Origin of the sequence: Pseudocitrobacter corydidari (assembly GCF_021172065.1) — a bacterium.
GTDB classification, from domain to species: Bacteria; Pseudomonadota; Gammaproteobacteria; order Enterobacterales; family Enterobacteriaceae; genus Pseudocitrobacter; species Pseudocitrobacter corydidari.
Genome location: NZ_CP087880.1, coordinates 1354062 through 1374772, shown reverse-complemented (window position 1 = coordinate 1374772; position 20711 = coordinate 1354062). Strand labels below are relative to the sequence as shown.

21 protein-coding genes and 1 riboswitch are annotated in these 20711 nt (G+C 53.8%); of the genes, 11 read left to right on the top strand and 10 right to left on the bottom strand.

Features of this window, described 5'->3' with window-relative positions:
- The 5 genes from G163CM_RS06325 to G163CM_RS06305 all read right to left on the bottom strand — a co-directional run bounded on the left by G163CM_RS06325 (position 1) and on the right by G163CM_RS06305 (position 4551).
- The gene (locus G163CM_RS06325; RefSeq protein WP_231827282.1) at positions 1-471 is read right to left on the bottom strand and encodes a NanQ anomerase/TabA/YiaL family protein; all 471 of its coding nucleotides are present in this window, start codon (positions 469-471) and stop codon (positions 1-3) included.
- Complete coding sequence (locus G163CM_RS06320; protein WP_231827281.1) at positions 468-1637, bottom strand: sialidase family protein; 1170 nt, start codon at positions 1635-1637, stop codon at positions 468-470. The genes G163CM_RS06325 and G163CM_RS06320 overlap by 4 nt, the downstream gene beginning before the upstream one ends.
- Before the next feature lie 35 nt (positions 1638-1672).
- Entirely contained in the window at positions 1673-2431 is a 759-nt protein-coding gene (locus tag G163CM_RS06315; protein ID WP_231827280.1) for a TerC family protein, read from the bottom strand.
- A gap of 71 nt (positions 2432-2502) precedes the next feature.
- Positions 2503-3390, bottom strand: coding sequence for a dihydrodipicolinate synthase family protein (locus G163CM_RS06310; RefSeq protein ID WP_231827279.1), 888 nt, complete (start codon positions 3388-3390; stop codon positions 2503-2505).
- Between the two features lie 3 nt (positions 3391-3393).
- Positions 3394-4551 carry an iron-containing alcohol dehydrogenase gene (locus tag G163CM_RS06305; RefSeq protein ID WP_231827278.1) on the bottom strand — a complete coding sequence of 386 codons (1158 nt, stop codon included), beginning with the start codon at positions 4549-4551 and terminating at the stop codon, positions 3394-3396.
- Positions 4552-4719: 168 nt separating this feature from the next.
- On the opposite strand from G163CM_RS06305, the gene dtnK reads away from it, so the two are divergent.
- From dtnK to G163CM_RS06290, 3 genes are read left to right on the top strand one after another with little or no spacing between them, the layout of a single operon-like run.
- Entirely contained in the window at positions 4720-5955 is a 1236-nt protein-coding gene (gene dtnK, locus G163CM_RS06300) for a D-threonate kinase (RefSeq protein ID WP_231827277.1), read from the top strand.
- Positions 5948-6934: a D-threonate 4-phosphate dehydrogenase gene (locus tag G163CM_RS06295; protein WP_231827276.1), complete on the top strand. Its 987-nt coding sequence runs from the start codon at positions 5948-5950 to the stop codon at positions 6932-6934. Before dtnK ends, G163CM_RS06295 begins: the two co-directional genes overlap by 8 nt.
- Before the next feature lies 1 nt (position 6935).
- Positions 6936-7697 carry a DeoR/GlpR family DNA-binding transcription regulator gene (locus G163CM_RS06290; protein WP_231827275.1) on the top strand — a complete coding sequence of 254 codons (762 nt, stop codon included), beginning with the start codon at positions 6936-6938 and terminating at the stop codon, positions 7695-7697.
- On the opposite strand, the gene ptrR is transcribed toward G163CM_RS06290, so the two are convergent.
- Complete coding sequence (ptrR, locus tag G163CM_RS06285; protein ID WP_231827274.1) at positions 7694-8560, bottom strand: putrescine utilization regulator PtrR; 867 nt, start codon at positions 8558-8560, stop codon at positions 7694-7696. The two genes, G163CM_RS06290 and ptrR, sit on opposite strands and share 4 nt — an antisense overlap.
- A gap of 104 nt (positions 8561-8664) precedes the next feature.
- Here ptrR and sad point away from each other — a divergent pair, with 104 nt between their 5' ends.
- The 8 genes from sad to mqo all read left to right on the top strand — a co-directional run bounded on the left by sad (position 8665) and on the right by mqo (position 17304).
- Positions 8665-10050, top strand: coding sequence for a succinate-semialdehyde dehydrogenase (gene sad, locus G163CM_RS06280; protein ID WP_231827273.1), 1386 nt, complete (start codon positions 8665-8667; stop codon positions 10048-10050).
- 207 nt (positions 10051-10257) lie between these two features.
- The gene (locus G163CM_RS06275; RefSeq protein ID WP_231827272.1) at positions 10258-10410 is read left to right on the top strand and encodes a Hok/Gef family protein; all 153 of its coding nucleotides are present in this window, start codon (positions 10258-10260) and stop codon (positions 10408-10410) included.
- 163 nt (positions 10411-10573) lie between these two features.
- Positions 10574-11500, top strand: coding sequence for a glutaminase B (glsB, locus tag G163CM_RS06270; RefSeq protein ID WP_231827271.1), 927 nt, complete (start codon positions 10574-10576; stop codon positions 11498-11500).
- Positions 11500-11865: a DUF4186 domain-containing protein gene (locus G163CM_RS06265; protein ID WP_231827270.1), complete on the top strand. Its 366-nt coding sequence runs from the start codon at positions 11500-11502 to the stop codon at positions 11863-11865. The genes glsB and G163CM_RS06265 overlap by 1 nt, the downstream gene beginning before the upstream one ends.
- A 78-nt stretch (positions 11866-11943) precedes the next feature.
- Positions 11944-12471 carry a GNAT family N-acetyltransferase gene (locus G163CM_RS06260; protein ID WP_231827269.1) on the top strand — a complete coding sequence of 176 codons (528 nt, stop codon included), beginning with the start codon at positions 11944-11946 and terminating at the stop codon, positions 12469-12471.
- A gap of 113 nt (positions 12472-12584) precedes the next feature.
- On the top strand, positions 12585-14036 hold the full coding sequence (locus G163CM_RS06255; RefSeq protein WP_015964414.1) for a tagaturonate reductase: 1452 nt from the start codon (positions 12585-12587) through the stop codon (positions 14034-14036).
- Positions 14037-14258: 222 nt separating this feature from the next.
- On the top strand, positions 14259-15173 hold the full coding sequence (locus G163CM_RS06250; RefSeq protein ID WP_231827268.1) for a bestrophin family protein: 915 nt from the start codon (positions 14259-14261) through the stop codon (positions 15171-15173).
- A gap of 454 nt (positions 15174-15627) precedes the next feature.
- On the top strand, positions 15628-17304 hold the full coding sequence (gene mqo, locus G163CM_RS06245) for a malate dehydrogenase (quinone) (protein WP_420851393.1): 1677 nt from the start codon (positions 15628-15630) through the stop codon (positions 17302-17304).
- A gap of 84 nt (positions 17305-17388) precedes the next feature.
- Here mqo and G163CM_RS06240 read toward each other — a convergent pair whose 3' ends face one another.
- The 4 genes from G163CM_RS06240 to tenA are packed head-to-tail and all read right to left on the bottom strand — an operon-like array spanning position 17389 to position 20516.
- Complete coding sequence (locus G163CM_RS06240; protein WP_231827266.1) at positions 17389-18336, bottom strand: ABC transporter substrate-binding protein; 948 nt, start codon at positions 18334-18336, stop codon at positions 17389-17391.
- A 10-nt stretch (positions 18337-18346) separates the two neighbouring features.
- On the bottom strand, positions 18347-19099 hold the full coding sequence (locus tag G163CM_RS06235; protein ID WP_231827265.1) for an ABC transporter permease: 753 nt from the start codon (positions 19097-19099) through the stop codon (positions 18347-18349).
- Complete coding sequence (locus G163CM_RS06230) at positions 19096-19836, bottom strand: ABC transporter ATP-binding protein (protein ID WP_231827264.1); 741 nt, start codon at positions 19834-19836, stop codon at positions 19096-19098. Before G163CM_RS06230 ends, G163CM_RS06235 begins: the two co-directional genes overlap by 4 nt.
- The gene (gene tenA, locus G163CM_RS06225) at positions 19833-20516 is read right to left on the bottom strand and encodes a thiaminase II (RefSeq protein WP_231827263.1); all 684 of its coding nucleotides are present in this window, start codon (positions 20514-20516) and stop codon (positions 19833-19835) included. The genes G163CM_RS06230 and tenA overlap by 4 nt, the downstream gene beginning before the upstream one ends.
- A 64-nt stretch (positions 20517-20580) precedes the next feature.
- Positions 20581-20683, bottom strand: a riboswitch (TPP riboswitch).
- Positions 20684-20711: the final 28 nt, after the last annotated feature.

The following is a 20711-nucleotide window of genomic DNA, read 5'->3' as shown; positions in this document are numbered from 1 at the left end:
TTAGGCTTCCAGCATGTCGCGCGGCACCTTAAAGACCGCTTTGCGTACTGACGTAGCCGCGTCAATCGCGCACAGCGCCTGATGGGGTTCTTCTGGCATAAAGACGGCAAAATCACCGGCGTGTAGGGTGATGGAGACGTTGTTCTCAGGGAGCAGGGCGATAAACAGATCGGGCTTACGTTCTTCATCGCCTTTGTGAGCGATGGGCCGCGTTCCCGCATTAATGCCCTCACACCCGGTAATCACCACCTGAATATCGGCCCACAGATGGTGATACTCCGTATGCCGGAGATCGGCGGGCTGCGTGTCTGAAAGGCCCAGCGTGCAGAACCACCGGCATCCTTCAGGTTGCCAGCGACCGTCCTCTCTGGCGGATAACGCCTGTAACGAACACTCCGGGCGCAGCAGAATATTTTTCACCCCGGCGGGAAGCCCCGCCTGCGACAAATGGTTGAGATTGCCGATAATCATGATGCCCGCCCCTTAACCCACTCGGGGGAGATGCGCACGTACTTGATAGCCTGACGCCACCAGGTGTAAGCGATATGCAGCGAACCGTCCGGGCTTTGCTTGATGCTGGGGTAGGAGAACTCGCGGTTTAGCTTTTCCAGCGAATTGTTGGTCATGCAGTAGCCGTCGCCTTCATCGAGATTGCGCCGCCACGGCCAGCTTTTCCCGCCATCGGCAGAAATCGCCACTGTCATTGGCGCGCGCGGGGCACCCCAGAAAGCGGAGCGTCCAACGGCGGTGGGTTCTTTGCGGCTATCGTCGCCATCGTCGATTTCGTCATACAGCGACGCGCGGCGTTCCACTGCGCCAGCCGCGCTCATTGCGTTGTACACCAGCGCCAGCTCGCCGCTGGCAAGCGTCGTCACCTGAATAGACGAATTGTTGTTGGGCAGTTCAGTTGCTTGTGGCACCGACCAGCTCTCGCCGTGGTCCGCAGAATGGCTGATGTAGATGTTGTCCGCCCAACGACTGCGGAAGAGAGCAACCAGCGTACTGTCGCGCAGCATTGTGATATTCATATGAACGCAGCCGAGACTTTGCGGTACCTCGACATCGCGCCAGGAGTGACCACCGTCAGCGGAAATTTTCACTGCGCTGATATCATCATTGCCGACCCATTTTTCGCCGGGTTGGGTACGGCAATAAAAGACGGGCAGCAGCCAGTTACCGTTATCAAGCACCGTGATCGGCTGGCGAATGAACGTGCCGGGTTTATCGAGCAGGGTGGCAATCTCGCCCCAGGTTTGCCCAAGGTCGGTTGACTTACGATAGCGGACGATGGCCGTGTCCTGATTACCGGATATTTGTGCGGTCCACAGCAGCCACAGCACGTTATCGGGCGCGAGAAACAGTACCGGGTTCTGCTCTGAACGCGTGTCGTCGTGGGAGAGCTTGACCGCATCGCTCCACTGCGTTCCACCTGCGGGCAGCCGCGATCCCCAGACGGAAATATCGGCAATACCTTCCTGCGTTCCACCAAACCAGACGCACATTAATGCGCCATCCGGCAATGGCAGAATATTCGCCGCGTGGTTTTGCGGGCAGGACGAGGGCAGCATGGCGGTATACACACGCGAATCGTTTTCGGATGGTCGGATGACCCCGTCACGAATAAGGGCTACAGACATAGTTAGACTCCATCTTAAGGTCGGTAATAGATTTATTAATGCGAGTGCGATTCATGCGTTTCGATCTTTGTCGAAACTTTTTTATGTCTTCTTTCACGGAAAATATTGAGTGTCTCCACGCTTAATGAGAAAAATATCGCGAAGTAGAGATACTCTTTGGCAATATGAATGTTGAGGCTATCGGCAACCAGCAATACGCCGACAAATAATAAAAAGGTTAAGGCCAGTATTTTTATTGACGGTGTGGCGTTAACGAAATCACCAATGGTTTTCGCCGCAAACATCATGATGCCAACGGCAATCATCACGGCGGCAATCATAATAAATATATGTTGAGAAAGACCGACGGCGGTGATGACCGAATCCAGGCTAAATACGATATCGAGCAGCATTATCTGCACAATAGCACCGCACAGCGACAGCTGCCGCGACCCGCTGCCATGCGCGTCTTCCTGCGCGGGCGACAGCTCTTCGTGTATCTCCTGTATCGCTTTATAAATCAGGAACAACCCGCCGCCGAGCAGAATCAATGTGCGGAAGGAAACCTCCAGCGCTAGCACCGTAAAAAGCGGCTGGGTAATATGTGAAAGCCACGCAATGGATATCAGCAATAATATCCGCATAATCATCGCGCAGCTTAAACCCAGTTTACGCGCCATATTTTGCTGCGATAACGGCAGCTTTGCCACTACCAGTGAAAGAAAAATAATATTATCCACCCCGAGAATAATTTCCAGAAAGGTGAGGGTAAGTAAAGTGAGCCAAATGTCTGGCTGCAATAACCACAGCAACATGTGTTAATCCTTTAGTCTCTTTAATCTAATCTTAATGGAAACAGGTTGGCGAGCTGGATAATATAATTATTTTATTTGATATTATAATTGCGAATAATTTGTTTAATCTCGCTGAGTTGTTCCGACGTGAAATTAACCGCGTATCGGCTATCACCCACATCATGCCCAATAAGCTGCAATGCTTTTTTCACCGCAGCCGGAGAAAACGCCACTTTATAGAGCTCGGTACGCAGGCCCGTCACACTCTCTTGCGCCTGATAAGACCCTTCAATATCACCGGCATGGAAGCGAGACCAGATGGCATTGATTTCTCGCGGCGCGACGTTGGCGAGCCCGGAGATGCAGGCTGAACACCCCTCGACAAATCCTTTATGGATCAGCGAGTCCGGGCCGTTAAGCACATTAAAGCCGTCAATGTCGCGCACCGCATCGAGAAAACCCTTCAGGCTTTCGTGGCTTCCTGCGCTGTCTTTAATCCCAATGATATTGGGGTGCGACGCCAGGGCGCGCGCGGTTTCCGGCTGAATCGTATTGCCGGTGCGGGCCGGGATGTTATAGAGAAACATCGGAATGCTCAGCGCGTCGGCAATTGCGGTGTAATGGGCAATCAGCTCTTCTTGCTTCAGCGGCACGAAGAACGGGGTAATGACCGATACCGCATCTACGCCCATTTTCTCAATCTGCTGGCCCAGATGAATTGTTTCGCGCGTCGAGATCTCACCAATGTGCGCCACGACCGGTGCGCGGCCAGATACTTCATCCACGCAGGTTTGCGTAACGCTGAGTTTTTCCTGCTCGTTCAGCACAAAAAACTCGCCGTTGGTGCCGCCGCAAAAAATCGCGTTACCGGCTTCCAGTTGGCGATTCACCTGGACTTTTAACGCCGGAAGATTCAGACCGCCGGTCGCGGTAAATGGGGTGACGATGGCGGTTAATACACCTTCAATGGTTTTCGGCATGATTTATTCCTTAAATTTATGTTGCGGAAACAGTGTTTGGTAAATGGCCTGCACGTCCTGCTGATCAAGCTGGCAGGGGGCATTGTTCATCAGGCGTTTCACGTTCAATGCCGCCTCGCTAAGAGACGCAATATCTTCGGGCGGTACGCCTAGATCCGCGAGATTGTTGGGCAGTTTGAGTTGATTGACTAATGCCTGTAGCCAGGCCACCAGTGCGTGAGATTTCGCTTCCGCGCTCAGGGAGGTATCCGCGTCAGGAATGCAATCCCAGACCCGGGCAAATTTCTCAACCGCGTAAGGGCGTACGACGGCCATGCATGGCGCCAGCAAGATGGCATTCGCCACGCCGTGCGGAAGGTGATATTTCCCACCTAACGGGTAGGAGAGCGCATGAACCAGGTGCGTGCCCGCATGGGTAATCGCCACGCCGCCATAGTAAGACGCCCACAGCATTTCCAGTTTTGCGCGCAGATCCTGAGGATCGTTCACGGCGGGCTGAATATGCCGGAAAAGCTTACTTAGCCCGGTCAGGGCAGCGTTATCACTGACCGGGTTTGCCACGGTCGCGGTAAAACACTCCAGTAAGTGACAAAGCGCATCTATGCCTGTGGACGCTGCAATATGCGCAGGCATGCTGGTGGTCAGCTCGGGGAAAAGCGCCACGTAATCCGGTAGCAGCACCGGAGAAATAATACCCACCTTCGTGCTTTGCTCAGGGATCGCCAGAATCGCATTCGGCGTGGCTTCTGAACCGGTACCGGCGGTTGTAGGAATCAACCATGATTGCACCCGCTGCGTCGGTTTTTCACCGGCAAGCAGCGCATCCAGCCCCGGTGAATCAGGGTGACAAAGCACCGACAACAGTTTTGCGACATCCAGCACGCTGCCGCCGCCGACGCCCACCACCACATCAAACGAAGCGTTGCCGAGGTTCGCCATTTGCTGGCGCACATCATGATGCGTAGGCTCTGCGGGCACATTATCGTTAACGCTCACCTGCGGGCAGTGCTTTTCCAGTAAGGCGCGAATCTGCTGCACACCGTTAAGCTGCGCAATATTGCTGTCTGTGACCAGCAGCAATTTTCTAATGCCGGGTAAGAGCGATGTCAGGGAAGGGATTGCGCCTGCGCCGCTCAGTATGGTGCTGTTGATGATTACCACAAATAACCTCTCTTCTGGTGATTGAATTCAATCATGAAAAATGCCGTCGTCTACGTACCATGGCCTAATTTTATAATTTATCCGGGTGGTTAATAACTTGAGCTTGCTCACATTTAATCAAATGTGATTGAATATAATCATTCTCAACATAAACAACCCGGAGTGATGATGGAAAAGGGAATCAGTAAGCCGAGCATTCTCGTCGTGGCCGATGATTTCACGGGGGCCAACGACGCGGGGGTAAGTCTGGCGCAGGTGGGGCATACGGTTGATGTGGCCTTTGAAACGCCTTATCGCGGTGATGCCAGCGTATGGGTGATTAATAGCGACAGCCGGGCGATGGATCCTAAGCAGGCGGCGATGAAAATGACCTCGCTGATGCGCCATCTTCCCATGGCGAATAACCCGCCGCTCATGATTAAAAAGATAGACTCCACGCTGCGCGGCAATATCGGCGCGGAAATTGAAGCCCTGATGAGGGCCTGCGGTCTAACGGGCGCAGTGGTTGCTCCCGCATTTCCTCAGGCGGGAAGGACCACGGTGGACGGTGAGTGTCGGGTAAACGGCGTGCGGCTAACGGAAACCGAGTTTGCCAGCGATCCGAAAACCCCGGTAATGAGTGCCCGAATTACGGACATCATCCGGCTACAGACGGCCATTACATGCCAGCCCGTTACGGTTTCTCAGCTCAGCCATTTGTCTTGTGAGCAACCGTGGATTGGCGTGATGGATGCGCAGACGGACAACGACCTGGATCGCATCGCTGCCGCCGTGATGCAGGCTAAACAGCCGCTGCTGCTGGTCGGCTCCGCTGGTATTTGTAATGCCGTGGCCCGGCGCTCGGCGATAATGCCGCCACGCACCGTGCTGGCCATTATTGGTTCAATGAGCGAAATCGCTCAACAGCAGATTGCCACACTGCATTCACATCCACGCACCACAAAGATATACGTCGATGTTGAACACATTCTGGCAGGCGACGCCAGTGGCTATGGCGTGCGTATTGCTCAGGCCTTGCAGAAAGGAGACCACTGTATTGTCCACACCTGTACCGATTCTGTAGCAAGGCACCATATCGACACCCTTTGTCAGCGTTGGCAGATGAGTCGTACAGCGCTTGGCGAAAAGATTTGCCAGTTTCTCGGCGAACTCACCCGGCAGGTTTTGCTTCACGCAACGCCCGATGCGCTTTATCTCTCAGGTGGCGATGTGGCAATGGCGACGGCCAGCGCGTTAGGTGCGAGCGGGTTTCGTATTAGGAGAAACGTGGCGCAATGCGTTCCATATGGTCACTTTTTGGGCGGCGTCTGGTCACGTCCGGTGATGACGAAAGCAGGCGGGTTTGGCGATGAGACCACGTTGCGTCAGGTTCTGAATTTTATCGAGGAGAAAATGAGTGAATAATATTATTGCGGTAACCATGGGCGACCCGGCGGGTATTGGCCCGGAGATCATTATTAAATCCCTGACAGATGCCGGGCTTTCGGGCGCGCCGGTAGTGGTAGTAGGGTGCGTCCGCACGCTGCGACGTATTCTGGCGATGAATATCACGCCGCAGGCTGAGTTACGGGTCATTGAAAAGGTAAGCGACGCCCATTTTGCTCCCGGCGTGATTAACGTGATGGATGAGCCGCTGGCTAATCCCGATGCGCTGACACCCGGTGTGGTACAGGCTGCGGCAGGCGATTTAGCGTATCGCTGTATCAAACGTGCTACGGCCCTGGCCCTGGCAGGCGAGGTGAAAGCCATTGCCACGGCGCCGTTGAATAAAGAAGCTTTGCATCTTGGCGGGCATAACTATCCGGGCCATACGGAATTACTGGCGCATCTGACGGGCAGTGAAGAGTACGCGATGGTGCTCTATACCGATAAGCTCAAGGTTATTCATATTTCGACCCATATCTCACTGCGTAAATTCCTGGATACGCTGAACGGTGACCGGGTGAAGACGGTCATTCGTGTGGCGAACCACTTCCTGAAACGGGTTGGCATTGCGCGCCCACGTATTGCTGTGGCGGGTGTGAACCCGCATGCAGGGGAACACGGTTTATTTGGCACTGAGGAAATCGAGATTATCGCACCCGCGATTAAAGCAATGCAGGCCGAAGGTATCGATGTTACCGGCCCGTGCCCGCCGGATACCGTGTTTATGCAGTGCCACGACGGGCTGTACGATATGGTGGTCGCCATGTACCACGATCAGGGGCATATCCCGCTGAAACTGCTTGGTTTTTATGATGGTGTCAATATCACCGCCGGGCTGCCCTTTATTCGTACTTCTGCCGACCACGGCACCGCGTTTGATATTGCCTGGACAGGAAAAGCCAAGTCTGAGAGCATGGCGGTCTCCATCCAGTTAGCAATGCAGATTTCGCGGGAATAAAATGAAGGGATATAACCGGTTAGAGCAGATAATGGATTACCTGAAGAGCCACAATCTGGTCACCGTTGATGAGCTGGTGGCGGTAACTGATGCTTCACCGGCCACGATTCGTCGAGACCTGATAAAGCTCGATGAGCAGGGTGTTATCAGCCGAACACACGGCGGCGTGACGCTCAACCGGTTTATTCCTGCCCAACCGACGACCCATGAGAAAATGCAGCGCAGCCTGGCGGAAAAACACGCCATTGCCAGTGCCGCTGCATCGATGGTGAAGGCGGGGGATTCCGTCGTTCTTGACGCGGGTACAACCATGATTGAGCTCGCGCGGCAGATTACCCATTTACCCCTTCGCGTTATCACAAGCGACCTGCATATCGCGCTCTTTCTGGCGGAGTTCAAACAAATTGAAGTAACGATTATCGGCGGACGTATCGATGACTCCAGCCAGTCCTGTATTGGCGAACACGGTCGCAAATTGCTGCAAAATACCTGGCCGGACGTGGCGTTTTTAAGCTGTAACGGCTGGGATCTTGAGAAGGGTATTACAGCACCCACGGAAGAGAAAGCTGCGCTGAAGCGTGACCTTATCGCACATGCATCACGCAAAATTTTGCTGGCCGACAGTTCTAAATACGGGGCATGGTCGCTGTTCAATATTGCGCATCTTAACGAACTGACGGAAATTATTACGGATAATCAGCTTGATGGGCAGGCGCGTAGTGCGTTGACGCCTTTGTCTACAAGACTGATCATCGCGGACTAATCTGCTGGTGGCTCATCCAACAATTCAATAAACGCCTCTAACTGGCGGCTTTTTGCGCCACGCCGCCAGACCAGCCAGGTCGTCAGCCAGCGCCATTTCTCTGCCAGCGGCCAGGCCTCGACCTGATGATGTCCAGGCATACTTTCCAGCATACTGCGCGGCATCAATGCTAAACCCGCTCCGGCTATCACACAGGCCAGCATTCCGTGATAGGACTCCATCTCGTGAATTCTGCCGGGCGTTGCGTGATCGGCCTGAAACCAGCTCTCGAAATGGCGACGATAAGAGCAATTGGCCCGAAACGCGTAAATACTCGTGCCGTTGACGTCGCTGGCGCGGGAAATTTTAGGGTGGCCATTCGCCGCGACGATCATCATCTCTTCCTGATAAACCGGCATGCCTTCCAGGCCTGGATGCATCACCGGGCCGTCGACAAAAGCTGCACTCAGCGAGCCTTCTAAAACCCCATCGATCATGGTCCCAGAAGGGCCGGTCGCCAGATCAAACTGAATCTTCGGATAACGCTGGTTATAACGCGCCAGCGTTTCCGGAATGCGCACGGCGGCGGTGCTTTCCAGCGCGCCGAGGGAAAATAAACCCTGCGGTTCATCCCCGGCGACCACCATGCGGGCTTCATCGACCAGCGCGAGGATCTGCTGGCTGTAGCGCAGAAAACTGTGTCCGGCGGGGGAAAGACGCAGGCGCTGGCTCTCGCGAATAAACAGTTCAACGCCCAGATCTGCTTCAAGTTGGCGAATACGGGTGGTGAGGTTCGAGGGCACGCGGTGCACAACCTGCGCGGCCTGGGTAATACTGCCGGTTTGCGCGACGGCGTTGAACATCTCAAGCTGCGTCAGGTCCATAGTATTCTCAATTCGTGAATGGTGAGCTTAATATTATTCAGTTTTCATAAAGACAACAAGCGTCCAGAATGACAGCATCACATCACCGGATAAGAGAGAAGAGAATGACTTCACCTGCAACTCACGCGATTTCCATCAACCCGGCTAATGGCGAAACACTGTCGGCATTGCCGTGGGCAACACCCGCAGAGGTCGATGAATCTATCGTCCTTGCCGACGCGGGCTATCGTCAGTGGCGTAATACGCCTGTTGCTGAACGCGCAGAGGCATTACGCGCTGTAGGACGCGTACTGCGTCAACGTGGCGAAGAGATGGCACAAATGATGTCCCGCGAAATGGGCAAACCAATTTCTCAGGCGCGCGGGGAAGTGGCGAAATCGGCCAGTCTTTGCGACTGGTACGCCGAGCATGGCCCGGCGATGCTGAATACCGAATCCACGCTGGTGGAGGATAACAAAGCCGTTATTGAATATCGCCCACTTGGGCCGATTCTGGCAATTATGCCGTGGAACTTCCCGCTGTGGCAGGTGCTGCGCGGTGCGGTACCGATTCTGCTGGCCGGGAATAGCTATCTGTTAAAACACGCGCCTAACGTTATGGGCAGTGCCGAATTGATCGGCAAGATCTTCAATGAGGCGGGGCTTCCTGCGGGCGTCTTTGGCTGGATGAATGCTACTAATGAGGGCGTGACGCAGGCGATTAACGACGTGCGTATCGCCGCTGTAACGGTAACGGGAAGCGTGCGTGCAGGTCGTGCTATTGGTGCTCAGGCTGGTGCCGCACTAAAAAAATGCGTTCTTGAGCTGGGCGGTTCCGATCCCTTTATTGTGCTGGACGATGCGGATCTCGATATCGCGGTGCAGGCGGCCGTTATCGGGCGCTATCAGAATACCGGGCAAGTTTGCGCTGCGGCGAAACGCTTTATCGTCGAAGCCGGTATCGCAGATGCCTTTACGCGCCGGTTTGTCGCGGCAACCGAGCAACTAAAAATGGGCGATCCACTGGACGAGCAAAACTATTTAGGTCCAATGGCGCGCTTTGATCTGCGCGATGAACTGCATCAGCAGGTGCAGGCTACGCTTGCCGAAGGCGCGACGTTGTTGCTGGGGGGCGAAAAAATGGCCGGGGCGGGCAATTTCTATGCGCCGACCGTGCTGGGAAATGTCACGTCAGAGATGACAGCGTTTCGTCAGGAGATGTTTGGCCCTGTGGCGGCAATCACCGTGGCGCGCGATGCCGACCATGCTCTTGAACTGGCTAACGACAGCGAGTTTGGTCTTTCAGCGACCGTTTTCACTACCGATGATGCACAGGCGCAACGTTTTGCCGAACAGCTCGAATGTGGCGGGGTATTTATCAACGGTTATAGCGCCAGTGACGCGCGCGTGGCTTTCGGCGGCGTGAAGAAAAGCGGATTTGGTCGAGAACTGTCGCATTTTGGTTTGCATGAATTCTGCAACGTACAAACGGTGTGGAAGGACCGTCGATAATCTCGACAAAGGGTTATTGATCAACGCGTAAACAGGGATGGCGCGGCGTAAGATGGTTGTGGGTGCTTGAGGCTATCTGTCTCAGGCATTTGCAGGATGGCAGATAGAGAAAAGCCCCGAGTGATTTTTCAATCAACCCGAGGCCCCCTATATGTCAGCACATGTAGAGTGCCTCTTACAGACCGTAAGGTCAAGGAAAAGAGCGCTATGAAACAGTACAAAGGGATGTTACTGGCCCTGGTCATTATCTGTATTTCCGCCAATGTGGCGGTGCTGGTGATGAGAAAAGATCTCTGTGAGGTCCACATCCGAACTGGCCAAACGGAGGTTGCTGTTTTCACAGCGTGCAGTTCCGCGTAAGAGCACCGGCGGGGAGCGATCCCCGCCACTCTTTGTGTGCAAGGCATATCCACAACGCACCCAATTTTTCATCAGCCCGCTTCGTGCGGGCTTTCTTATGTTTCATCCATCATGCTCTGTTATACTTGCAGGCCGGAAATAGCCTGCGGGCAAGGAGTAGTAAGTGACTACGGTCATCGATAATGACATGCTGGCGTCGATTTTAGCCGACGTCAGGCCGCTGATTGGGCAAGGTAAAGTGGCGGATTATATTCCGGCACTGGCCCAGGTGAGCGGCAACAAGCTGGCGATTGCCATCAGCACGGTGGATGGCCAGCACTTCTCGGCGGGTGATGCCGAAGAACGTTTTTCCATCCAGTCCATCTCGAAAGTGCTCAGTCTGGTGGTGGCGATGAACCACTATTCGGAAGACGAAATCTGGCAGCGCGTCGGGAAAGATCCCTCCGGTCAGCCCTTTAACTCACTGTTACAGCTGGAAATCGAGCAGGGTATTCCTCGTAATCCGTTTATTAACGCGGGCGCCCTGGTTGTGTGCGATATGTTGCAAGGGCGTTTAAGTGCGCCGCGCATGCGTATGCTGGAGATTGTGCGCACGCTATGCGGCGTTGCGGATATTACCTACGATACGGTCGTGGCGCGATCCGAATTTGAGCACTCTGCGCGTAACGCGGCGATCGCCTGGCTCATGAAATCCTTCGGTAATTTTCATAATGATGTGGCGACGGTGCTGCAAAACTATTTTCACTACTGCGCGCTGAAAATGAGCTGCAACGAACTGGCGCGGGCATTTTTGTTCCTGGCGAATCAGGGCCGGGCACCGCATATTCACCATCCGATTATTTCGCCGATGCAGGCGCGGCAGGTTAATGCACTGATGGCGACCAGCGGCATGTATCAGAACGCAGGTGAGTTCGCCTGGCGTGTTGGATTGCCGGCGAAATCCGGCGTGGGGGGCGGTGTGGTGGCGATCGTGCCGCACGAGATGGCGATTGCCGTCTGGAGCCCGGAACTGGACGATGCCGGTAACTCACTGGCGGGCGTCGCGGTTCTGGAAAGGTTAACGCACAAGATTGGACGTTCAGTGTACTAATGGTTCCTCTCGATAATTTGTTTACACGTCTGGCACGCTCGCCGTTTCGTAGCCGTTTTAAACTCGGCGTAAAAGAGCGGCAGTATTGCTATGACAAAGGCCCAGACGTTATCGACAGTCATGCGGCGGATTTTATTGCCTCTCGACTCGCCCCGGCGCAGCCCAAAAACGATGGCAAGCAAACGCCAATGCGCGGGCATCCGGCGTTTATCGCCCAGCACGCCACGGCGACCTGCTGTCGCGGCTGTCTCGAAAAATGGCACAATATTCCAGCGGGAACGGCGCTTGATGATGCTCAGCAACACTATATTGTCGGCGTCATTCACCACTGGCTGGTGATTCAAATGAATAAGCCGCAATCATAAGTAAATGCGATGACGGCACCTCTTGTGCCGTTACGCGCCGCCAGTGATAGTGACATGAAATTCACGAAGGAGAGTTTCATGAGCCCGTCTGTCACCCTGCGCACGCTATCGCGTGACGATATCCTGCTGCATCTCAACGATCTAGCCGACATCCTGATTAACTGTGTAGAGGGTGGGGCATCGGTGAGCTTTATGCTGCCTTTTAGCCGGGATAAAGCGCTGGCGTTCTGGCAGCGTACAGCGGCGAGCGTGGCGGCGAATGAACGTATCTTACTTGCGGCGGTAGACGCGCAGCAGCGAATTGTCGGTACCGTCCAGCTTATTATCGATCAGCCCGAGAACCAGTCGCATCGTGCGGATGTTGCCAAACTGCTGGTTCATGAAGATGCCCGGCGTTTTGGTATAGCAAGTCAGTTGATGTTGCATCTGGAAACGGTGGCTCGTGATGCAGGCAAAAATGTGCTCGTACTTGATACCGCCACGGGAAGCGGGGCGGAGACGTTCTACCAGCGTGCTGGCTGGGAGAAGGTGGGGGAAATCCCGCGTTATGCGCTGATGCCTGCGGGGGAATTAACCGCGACCAGTGTGTTCTATAAATTCCTCTGAATTATGAATTAGTCCTCACATTTTGATCAAAACAGGGTTTCATTGTCTAAAAATCTGGTAAGTTATTACACCAATTCCACCAGGTTGTATGACTAATTAAAAAGGAAACGATTGTGAAGACTCTGAACCGCCAGGACTTCCCCGGTGCGCAGTACCCTGAACGTATCATTCAGTTTGGCGAAGGTAACTTCCTGCGCGCATTCGTTGACTGGCAAATCGACCTGCTGAACGAACACACCGATCTGAATGCCGGTGTGGTGATTGTTCGCCCGATTGCCAGTGATTTCCCGCCGTCACTCAGCACGCAGGATGGCCTGTACACGACCATCATTCGTGGTCTGAATGAGCAGGGCGAAGCCGTGAGCGATGCGCGTCTGATTCGTTCGGTTAATCGTGAAATCAGCGCTTATGCCGATTACGACGCTTTCCTGAAACTGGCACACAACCCGGACATGCGCTTTGTCTTCTCGAACACGACCGAAGCGGGTATCAGCTACCATGCAGGCGATAAATTTGATGACGCACCAGCTGTAAGCTATCCGGCCAAACTGACGCGTCTGCTGTTTGAACGCTACACGCATTTTAACGGTGCGGCAGATAAAGGCTGGGTTATCATTCCTTGCGAACTGATTGACTATAACGGTGACGCGCTGCATGAACTGGTGCTGCGTTACGCGCAGGAGTGGGCGCTGCCGGTGGAATTCGTAACCTGGCTGAATGAGTCCAACACCTTCTGCTCCACCCTGGTTGACCGTATTGTTACCGGTTACCCGCGTGATGAAGCAGCGGCTATTGAAGCGGAACTGGGTTACAAAGACGGCTTCCTCGATACCGCAGAGCACTTCTACCTGTTCGTTATTCAGGGGCCGAAATCGCTCGCCAGCGAACTGCGTCTCGACAAACTGTCGCTCAACGTGCTGATTGTTGATGACATCAAACCGTATAAAGAGCGTAAAGTGGCAATTCTGAACGGGGCGCACACGGCTCTGGTGCCGGTAGCCTACCAGGCAGGGCTCGATACGGTCGGTGAGGCGATGAATGACGCAGAAATTTGTGCATTCGTTGAAAAAGCGATTTACGACGAGATTATCCCGGTGCTCGATTTGCCGCGTGATGAGCTGGAGTCTTTTGCCAGCGCGGTTACCGGGCGTTTCCGTAATCCGTATATCAAGCATCAGCTGCTTTCCATCGCCCTGAACGGGATGACGAAATTCCGTACCCGTATTCTGCCGCAACTGCTGGCAGGGCAGAAGGCGACTGGCAAACTGCCTGCACGTTTAACTTTCGCGCTGGCGGCCCTGATTGCGTTCTATCGCGCAGAGCGTAACGGTGAAACGTATCCGGTACAGGATGATGCGCACTGGATTGAACGTTATCAGCAACTGTGGGCTCAGCACCGTGATCAGCTGATTAGCACCAGTGATTTGGTGAAAGCGGTGCTTTCTGTAAGTGACCATTGGGAGCAGGACCTGACTCAGGTTGTCGGCCTTGTCGAACAGGTGTCACTGGATCTCGACGCGATCCTGCTTCAGGGAATGCGTAAAGCCGTTCAGCCTTTGTGCTAACGGTATGATAACCAGACCCGGCGATTGCCGGGTTTTTTATTCAGCATCATTAGTTACAACATACATATTTTATCTGTCTGTAATCCACACTTAAACATCGTGCGTCGTCATTTTTGGCAGGAATGAAAGGGGATTGATTATACGCGACAACCGAGCAAATCGCTTGAATATGTGACCGCAATCACGTTTAATAAACAAGTTATTAACTTAATCGATAAATATATGATCGCGCGTCCTCATCAACACTGGCTGCCTCGCATTCTTGTCTGGCACGGCTCGGTGCTCCCCAAGATTTACTCTCGCTTGCTGCTTAATTTTCTGCTCTCCATTGTGGTGATCGCGATTTTGCCGTGGTACACCTCGCTGGGTATCAAACTCACCGTGGCGCCATTCAGTATTCTTGGTGTCGCCATTGCTATCTTCCTGGGGTTCAGAAATAACGCCTGCTACGCCCGTTATGTTGAAGCGCGGTTGCTGTGGGGGCAATTGATGATTGCTTCACGGTCTTTGCTGCGGGAAGTCAAAAATACGCTTCACGACGAGCCCAATATTGCGGAGTTTACCCGGCTACAAATCGCTTTTGCCCACAGTCTGCGGTTGTCATTACGCCGCCAGCCGGCGAAAGCGGTGCTGGCGAACTATCTTGATGAAAAGCAGCTGGCCCAGGTTTTGGCCGTTCAAACGCCCGCCAACCGCATTCTTCTGATGATGGGAGAGTGGCTGGCCGTTCGTCGCCGCGAAGGTAAACTGTCGGACATTCTGTTTCACAGCCTGAATAACCGGCTTAATGATATGTCGGGCGTACTGGCCGGGTGTGAGCGTATCGCCAATACGCCCGTACCGTTTGCCTATTCGCTGATCCTGCATCGCACCGTTTATCTGTTTTGCATCATGCTGCCGTTCGCGCTGGTTGTTGATTTGCACTACATGACGCCGTTCGTGTCGGTGCTGATCTCCTACACGTTTATCGCGCTGGATACGCTGGCGGAAGAGCTGGAAGAGCCGTTTGGCATGGAAGATAACGATCTGCCGCTGGACGCTATCTGCAACGCGATAGAGATAGAACTACTGCAAATGAACGATGAAACCGTGATCCCAACCAAACTGACTGCGGATAAGCACTATCAGCTCACGTAGTGCGCAAAAGTAAAAGAGGGGGACGCAGCCGTTTTTTATTGGCATACTCGTATTCATAACCTGCTGCGTTCGCCTTATGATGGTCACGCAGCATTAAGAAATCATTAAGGTTTTCCGTGTTAGATGGTCATAACCGGCATAAGGAGAATCAAAATGGAAAAAAGAATCGAAACCGCAGTGAACCTGATTATCTTCATTTCACTGTTTGCCACTGCCTGGGACTTATCGCTGGTCCAGGACTTCTCCTGGTAAAACCTGCCGATTCACTCCCTCGTTCTACACGAACGAGGGATGCTCGCGACTTCCCCATCACGAAAATACCCAACAAACATTGCTGACAATTTATTTAATTAAATAACTAAATAAATCTGTAATTATATAATAGTGCTAAAAATGTTATATGGATTTTAAAATATCGTAAAAATGCTTTACTATATTTATTCATGTTTCATCAATGCTATGTGATATTACTATTATGCCTGCAATTAAAAAGACAATTATCTCACTCACCTCTGTGGCGCTGTTTGTCAGTTCGGCAACCTGGGCTAATTCTGAAACCTCACAAAAAACCGATTTCCTGCTGATTGGCGGCGGTATTATGAGTGCCTCTCTGGGCACGTGGCTCCAGGAGTTGCAGCCAGACTGGAAGCAGGTCATGGTCGAGAAACTCGACGGCGTGGCGCTGGAATCTTCCAATGGCTGGAATAACGCCGGTACCGGCCACTCCGCCAATATGGAGCTGAACTATACGCCTGAACGTGCGGATGGTTCGATTGATGTCAGCAAAGCGCTGGATATTAACGAGCAGTTTATGATCTCTCGTCAATTCTGGACGGCGCAGGTGAAACGCGGCATTTTACGTGATCCGCACTCCTTTATTAATTCCACGCCACATATGAGTTTTGTCTGGGGCGATACCAACGTTAATTATTTGCAAAAGCGCTACGATGCGCTGCAAAAAACGACGTTGTTCCAGGGAATGAAATTCTCCACCGATCATCAGCAAATTCAGCAATGGGCTCCGCTGGTTATGCAAGGCCGCGATCCGCAGCAGAAAGTAGCCGCGACCTGGACTCCAGCCGGTACCGATGTGAACTACGGTGAAATTACCCGTCAGCTGATCGGCAGCCTGAAAAAAAGCCCGAATTTCTCTTTGCAAACCTCGTCTGAAGTGACGGAGTTTAAACGCAATGGCGATAACTCCTGGCACGTGACAATCAAAGATGTGAATAACGGTAAAGAGCACGCGATTGATGCAAAATATGTGTTTATTGGTGCTGGCGGCGGGGCGCTGAAATTACTGCAAAAAACCGGTATTCCTGAGGCCGATAATTATGCTGGCTTCCCGGTAGGTGGTTCGTTCCTGATGACTGAGAACCCGGCTATCACCAAAGAGCATTTGCAGAAAGTCTACGGCCAGGCGTCCGTCGGCGCGCCGCCGATGTCCGTACCGCACATTGATGCGCGTTTCATAGACGGTAAACGCGTGGTGCTGTTTGGGCCGTTTGCGACGTTCTCCACCAAGTTCCTTAAAAATGGCTCGTTCTTCGATTTGCTGAGCACCACTACAACCAGCAACGTCATGCCGATGACGCACGTGGGGCTGGATAACTTCGACCTCGTCAAATACCTGATTAGCCAGGTTATGCTGAGCGATGACGACCGTTTCGCTGCGCTGAAAGAGTACTATCCGCAGGCGCGTAAAGAAGACTGGAAACTGATTCAGGCGGGGCAGCGCGTGCAGATCATCCGTAAAGATGAAGACAAAGGCGGCGTGCTGAAGCTGGGTACGGAAGTGGTTGTTGATCAGCAACGCACCATTTCTGCGCTGCTGGGCGCGTCTCCGGGCGCCTCTACCGCTGCGCCTATTACCCTGAACGTGATCAAGAAAATGTTCCCGGAACAGTTCAGTTCAGAACAATGGCAGAGCAAAATCCGTGCGATCGTGCCAAGCTACGGCCAGGAGCTGAACGGTAACAGCGCGTTGACGCAACAGGTCTGGGACGATACCGCTGCTACACTGCAACTGGTTAAGCCGCCGGTCATTCAAATGAATACCGCCGAAGGTGACAATGTCACGCCTAAGGCAGCACAGCCGGAAGCATCTCCTCAGCACGATATGGCGCTGTAAAATTGCCTGATGCGCAATTTTGTAGGCCGGATAAGGCGTTTACACCGCATCCGGCAATAACACGTTAACAATCTGAAGTACGGCTTACATAACCCCGGTGGCGTATTGCTCCACCGGGGTTATTTTTTTGATGAGTTTGTTATCAAATAAAAACTGCTCGTAATGCTCATAGCGGGCTTTATCCAGCTTTGCCGGATCTTGCGCAAAGAGCGGCAGTGTTTTCATCCATGCCTGCTGATTCAGTTCGGTATTGAGCTCAGGATGCAGGCTGGCGAACGTTTTCCAGCTTTCCTGCGGATGCGCGTGCAGGTAGTCGCTGCCTTTTTTCAATGCCGCGAGGAATTTTTTAATCTTCGGTTCTTCAGCCGCGTCTTTATTTGCCACCAGAATCAGTTCATCGTAGGCGGGTACGCCGTAATCCTCGACGTTAAACACTACCGGCTCTTTCCCCTGAAGCTGAATTTCCAGCGCCTCGATGTTGCGATAGCCGCCAATCACCGCGTCCACTTTACCGGTCAGCAGGGCACTGGTTAACTGGAAGTTAACGTTGATAAGCTTCACCGCATCTGCTGGCGTATTGCTATGTTTCAGCATCGTATCAAGCGTAGCCTGCTCGATACCACTGACAGAATAGCCCACGCTTTTGCCTTTTAAATCAGCAGGCGATTTAATCGTTTTATCCAGCGCAATCACCGTATTCAGCGGCGTATTGATGAGTGTGCCTACACGCATCAGTGGTAAGCCCTGATCGGCAAAGAAGTGCAGCTGCGGTTGATAGGTGATTGCCAGATCGGCCTGTTTTGCCGCCACCAGGCGCGGAGGCAGCGCCGGATCGGAAGGCGGGATAATCGTAACGTCGAGGCCTTCCTCCTTAAATGCGCCGATTTGCTGTGCCACCATCACGGGGGCGTGGTCGGGGTTGATATACCAGTCCAGTACCAGCGTTACTTTCTCCAGCGCCCAGGCGTTTGGCGAAAGGGTGCTGGCAATAATCAGCGCAGAGAGAGCAGGTTTCAGTATTTTTGTTGTCATCGTAGTTTTCTCAATGGTTATCCGGAATCCAATAAATCAGGCGATGTAAAAGGGCATCAATGATCATCCACAGCGAGATGGTCATCAAAACGAGTATCAGAAGGGCGGCGAAGCAGATATCACTCTGCATGCGCGCGTTGGCGTTGAGCATCACGTAACCCAAACCTTCCGCCGAGCCAACCCATTCGCCAATGATGGCGCCGATGGGCGCAACGGCTGCCGCCATGCGCAGGCCGGAACCAAAAGCAGGCAGGGCAGCCATCAACTGAACGTGGCGAAGCAGTGTCCAGCGTGATGCCCCCATGGTGCGGGCCAGGTCGAGATAATCACCGCTCACCCGGCGCAAACCGTCAAACAGCGCCGACGTCACCGGGAAGAAGATAATCAGCACCGCCATGGTGACCTTGGCACTCATGCCAAAACCAAACCACAGTACCAGCAGCGGGGCGAGGGCGAAGACCGGGATCGCCTGGCTGGTTAATACCACCGGCATCACCCAGCGCTGAAGACGGAGAGAAAAGACCATGCACAGCGCCAGAATCGCCCCGAGCAGTACGCCAATCACCAGCCCACTGGCGATTTCCGCCAGGGTAATCAACGTGTGCCAGCCGAGGTAACGACCATTATCGTGCAGGGCCTGAACTACCGCCGTGGGTGAGGGCAGCAGGAATGCCGGAATAGAGCCGAGCGTCGCCAGCCACCATAACCCCACTAAGCCTGCAAACAGCGTCAGCCCGCGCCAGATACGTGATAAGAAAATCACAGAGCCCCCCGAATGAGCTGTTGCATAAGCTCACGTTGACTCTGGATAACCAGCGGATCGTCAAGCTCGCGTGGAGGTAGGCCAGCCATAACGTGGGAGTCATCGATACCGCCAGGATGTTTCGCCAGAACCAGAATGTGATGACTCAGGCGGCAGGCCTCTACGGGGTCGTGTGTGATCAGTAACACGGTACGATCAGCCAGCAATTCCGCCGCCAGCGCCTGAATCGTGGCGCGGGTAATCGCGTCCAGCGCGGAAAACGGCTCATCCATCAGGACAATCGGCTGCTGTTCGTAGAGGGTTCGGGCGATGGCGGCGCGCTGGCGCATCCCGCCGGATAACGTCTGCGGCAGGGCGCGGCCATAACTGCTTAGCCCCACACGCTCAAGCAGCTCTTGTGCCCATTGGCGATCGGCTTTTTCTCCGCGTAAACGCGCGCCCAGGCAAACATTCTGTTCAATGGTTAACCACGGATAGAGCAGATCGCGCTGACCCATCCAGGCGATTCGGCCTGCAAGCGGGCGACCATGTTCATCCGTCACGCTACCCGATGTGGGGGCTGCCAGCCCGGCAACAATGCGCAGCAGGCTGGTTTTACCCGCACCGCTGGCCCCCAGCAAGGAGACGAAATGCCCTGCCGGGATAGTCACGTTCAGGTTCTCGAATATCGTCTTTTTGCCATAACGCAGCGTAAGGTCTGTCAGTCTGATCGCGGGGGATTCATTCACTGCCTTCATGATTTCGCGTTCAGCCCCATCTGCCAGAACGCGCCTTCCAGCCGGGTGGCGGTGGTGAAGATAGACGAAAGCTCAGCGATACGGCTTTCCCCACCGCGCTGAGCCGCCAGATTTTCAAATAGCGTCAAAGAGGCTTGCACACCTTCCAGATAGCCCTCATCGCCATAGTTACGGATCCACGCGGCGTAGGGATTACCCTCAAAGACGGTCGCCGGATCGTTGAGCAGACACAGACCGATTTCCGCATAGCCCGCCACGCATGGCATCAGGGCGGTGAGCAGGTCGAGCACGTCGCCAGAATGCCCCACATCCAGCACGTAACGGGTGTAGTTCACCGTTTCGGCGGCTTCTTCCACCTGCGTAACGTCGGATTCCGTTAATCCCCATTGCTGGCAGTAGCTGATATGCAGCGGCAGTTCGTTAAGAATCGCGTTCAGTGATGCCGTCGCCGCGCGCATCTCCGGCAGGTTTTGCAGTTTGCTCACCAGCAGCGCGTAGGCGCGGGCGAAGTGAACTAAAAACAGGTAATCCTGGGTGAGATATCGGCGGAACGCAGGTTCAGGCAGGGTACCATCGCCCAACTGCTGGACAAATTCATGGGCGACATAATCGTGCCAGTGGTGACCCGCAAGCGTGCGAAGGCGTCCGTAAAGACCAGTTTCAAACAGGGGTAAAGACATGGGACCTCCAGGAATAAAGTGGAGATCCGGGCGCAATGAGGGAAGAACAGGAATTGGCTGTGTAAATAGATGGCTAACCCGTCCCTTCGCTGGCATGACCCAGATCAGGTTCTAAGGGTTCGGCTTGCGCCATCTCAGCCCATTACTGGACACCCCTCGGACAGGAGGTTTTATACGATATTTTGTCTGTGAATA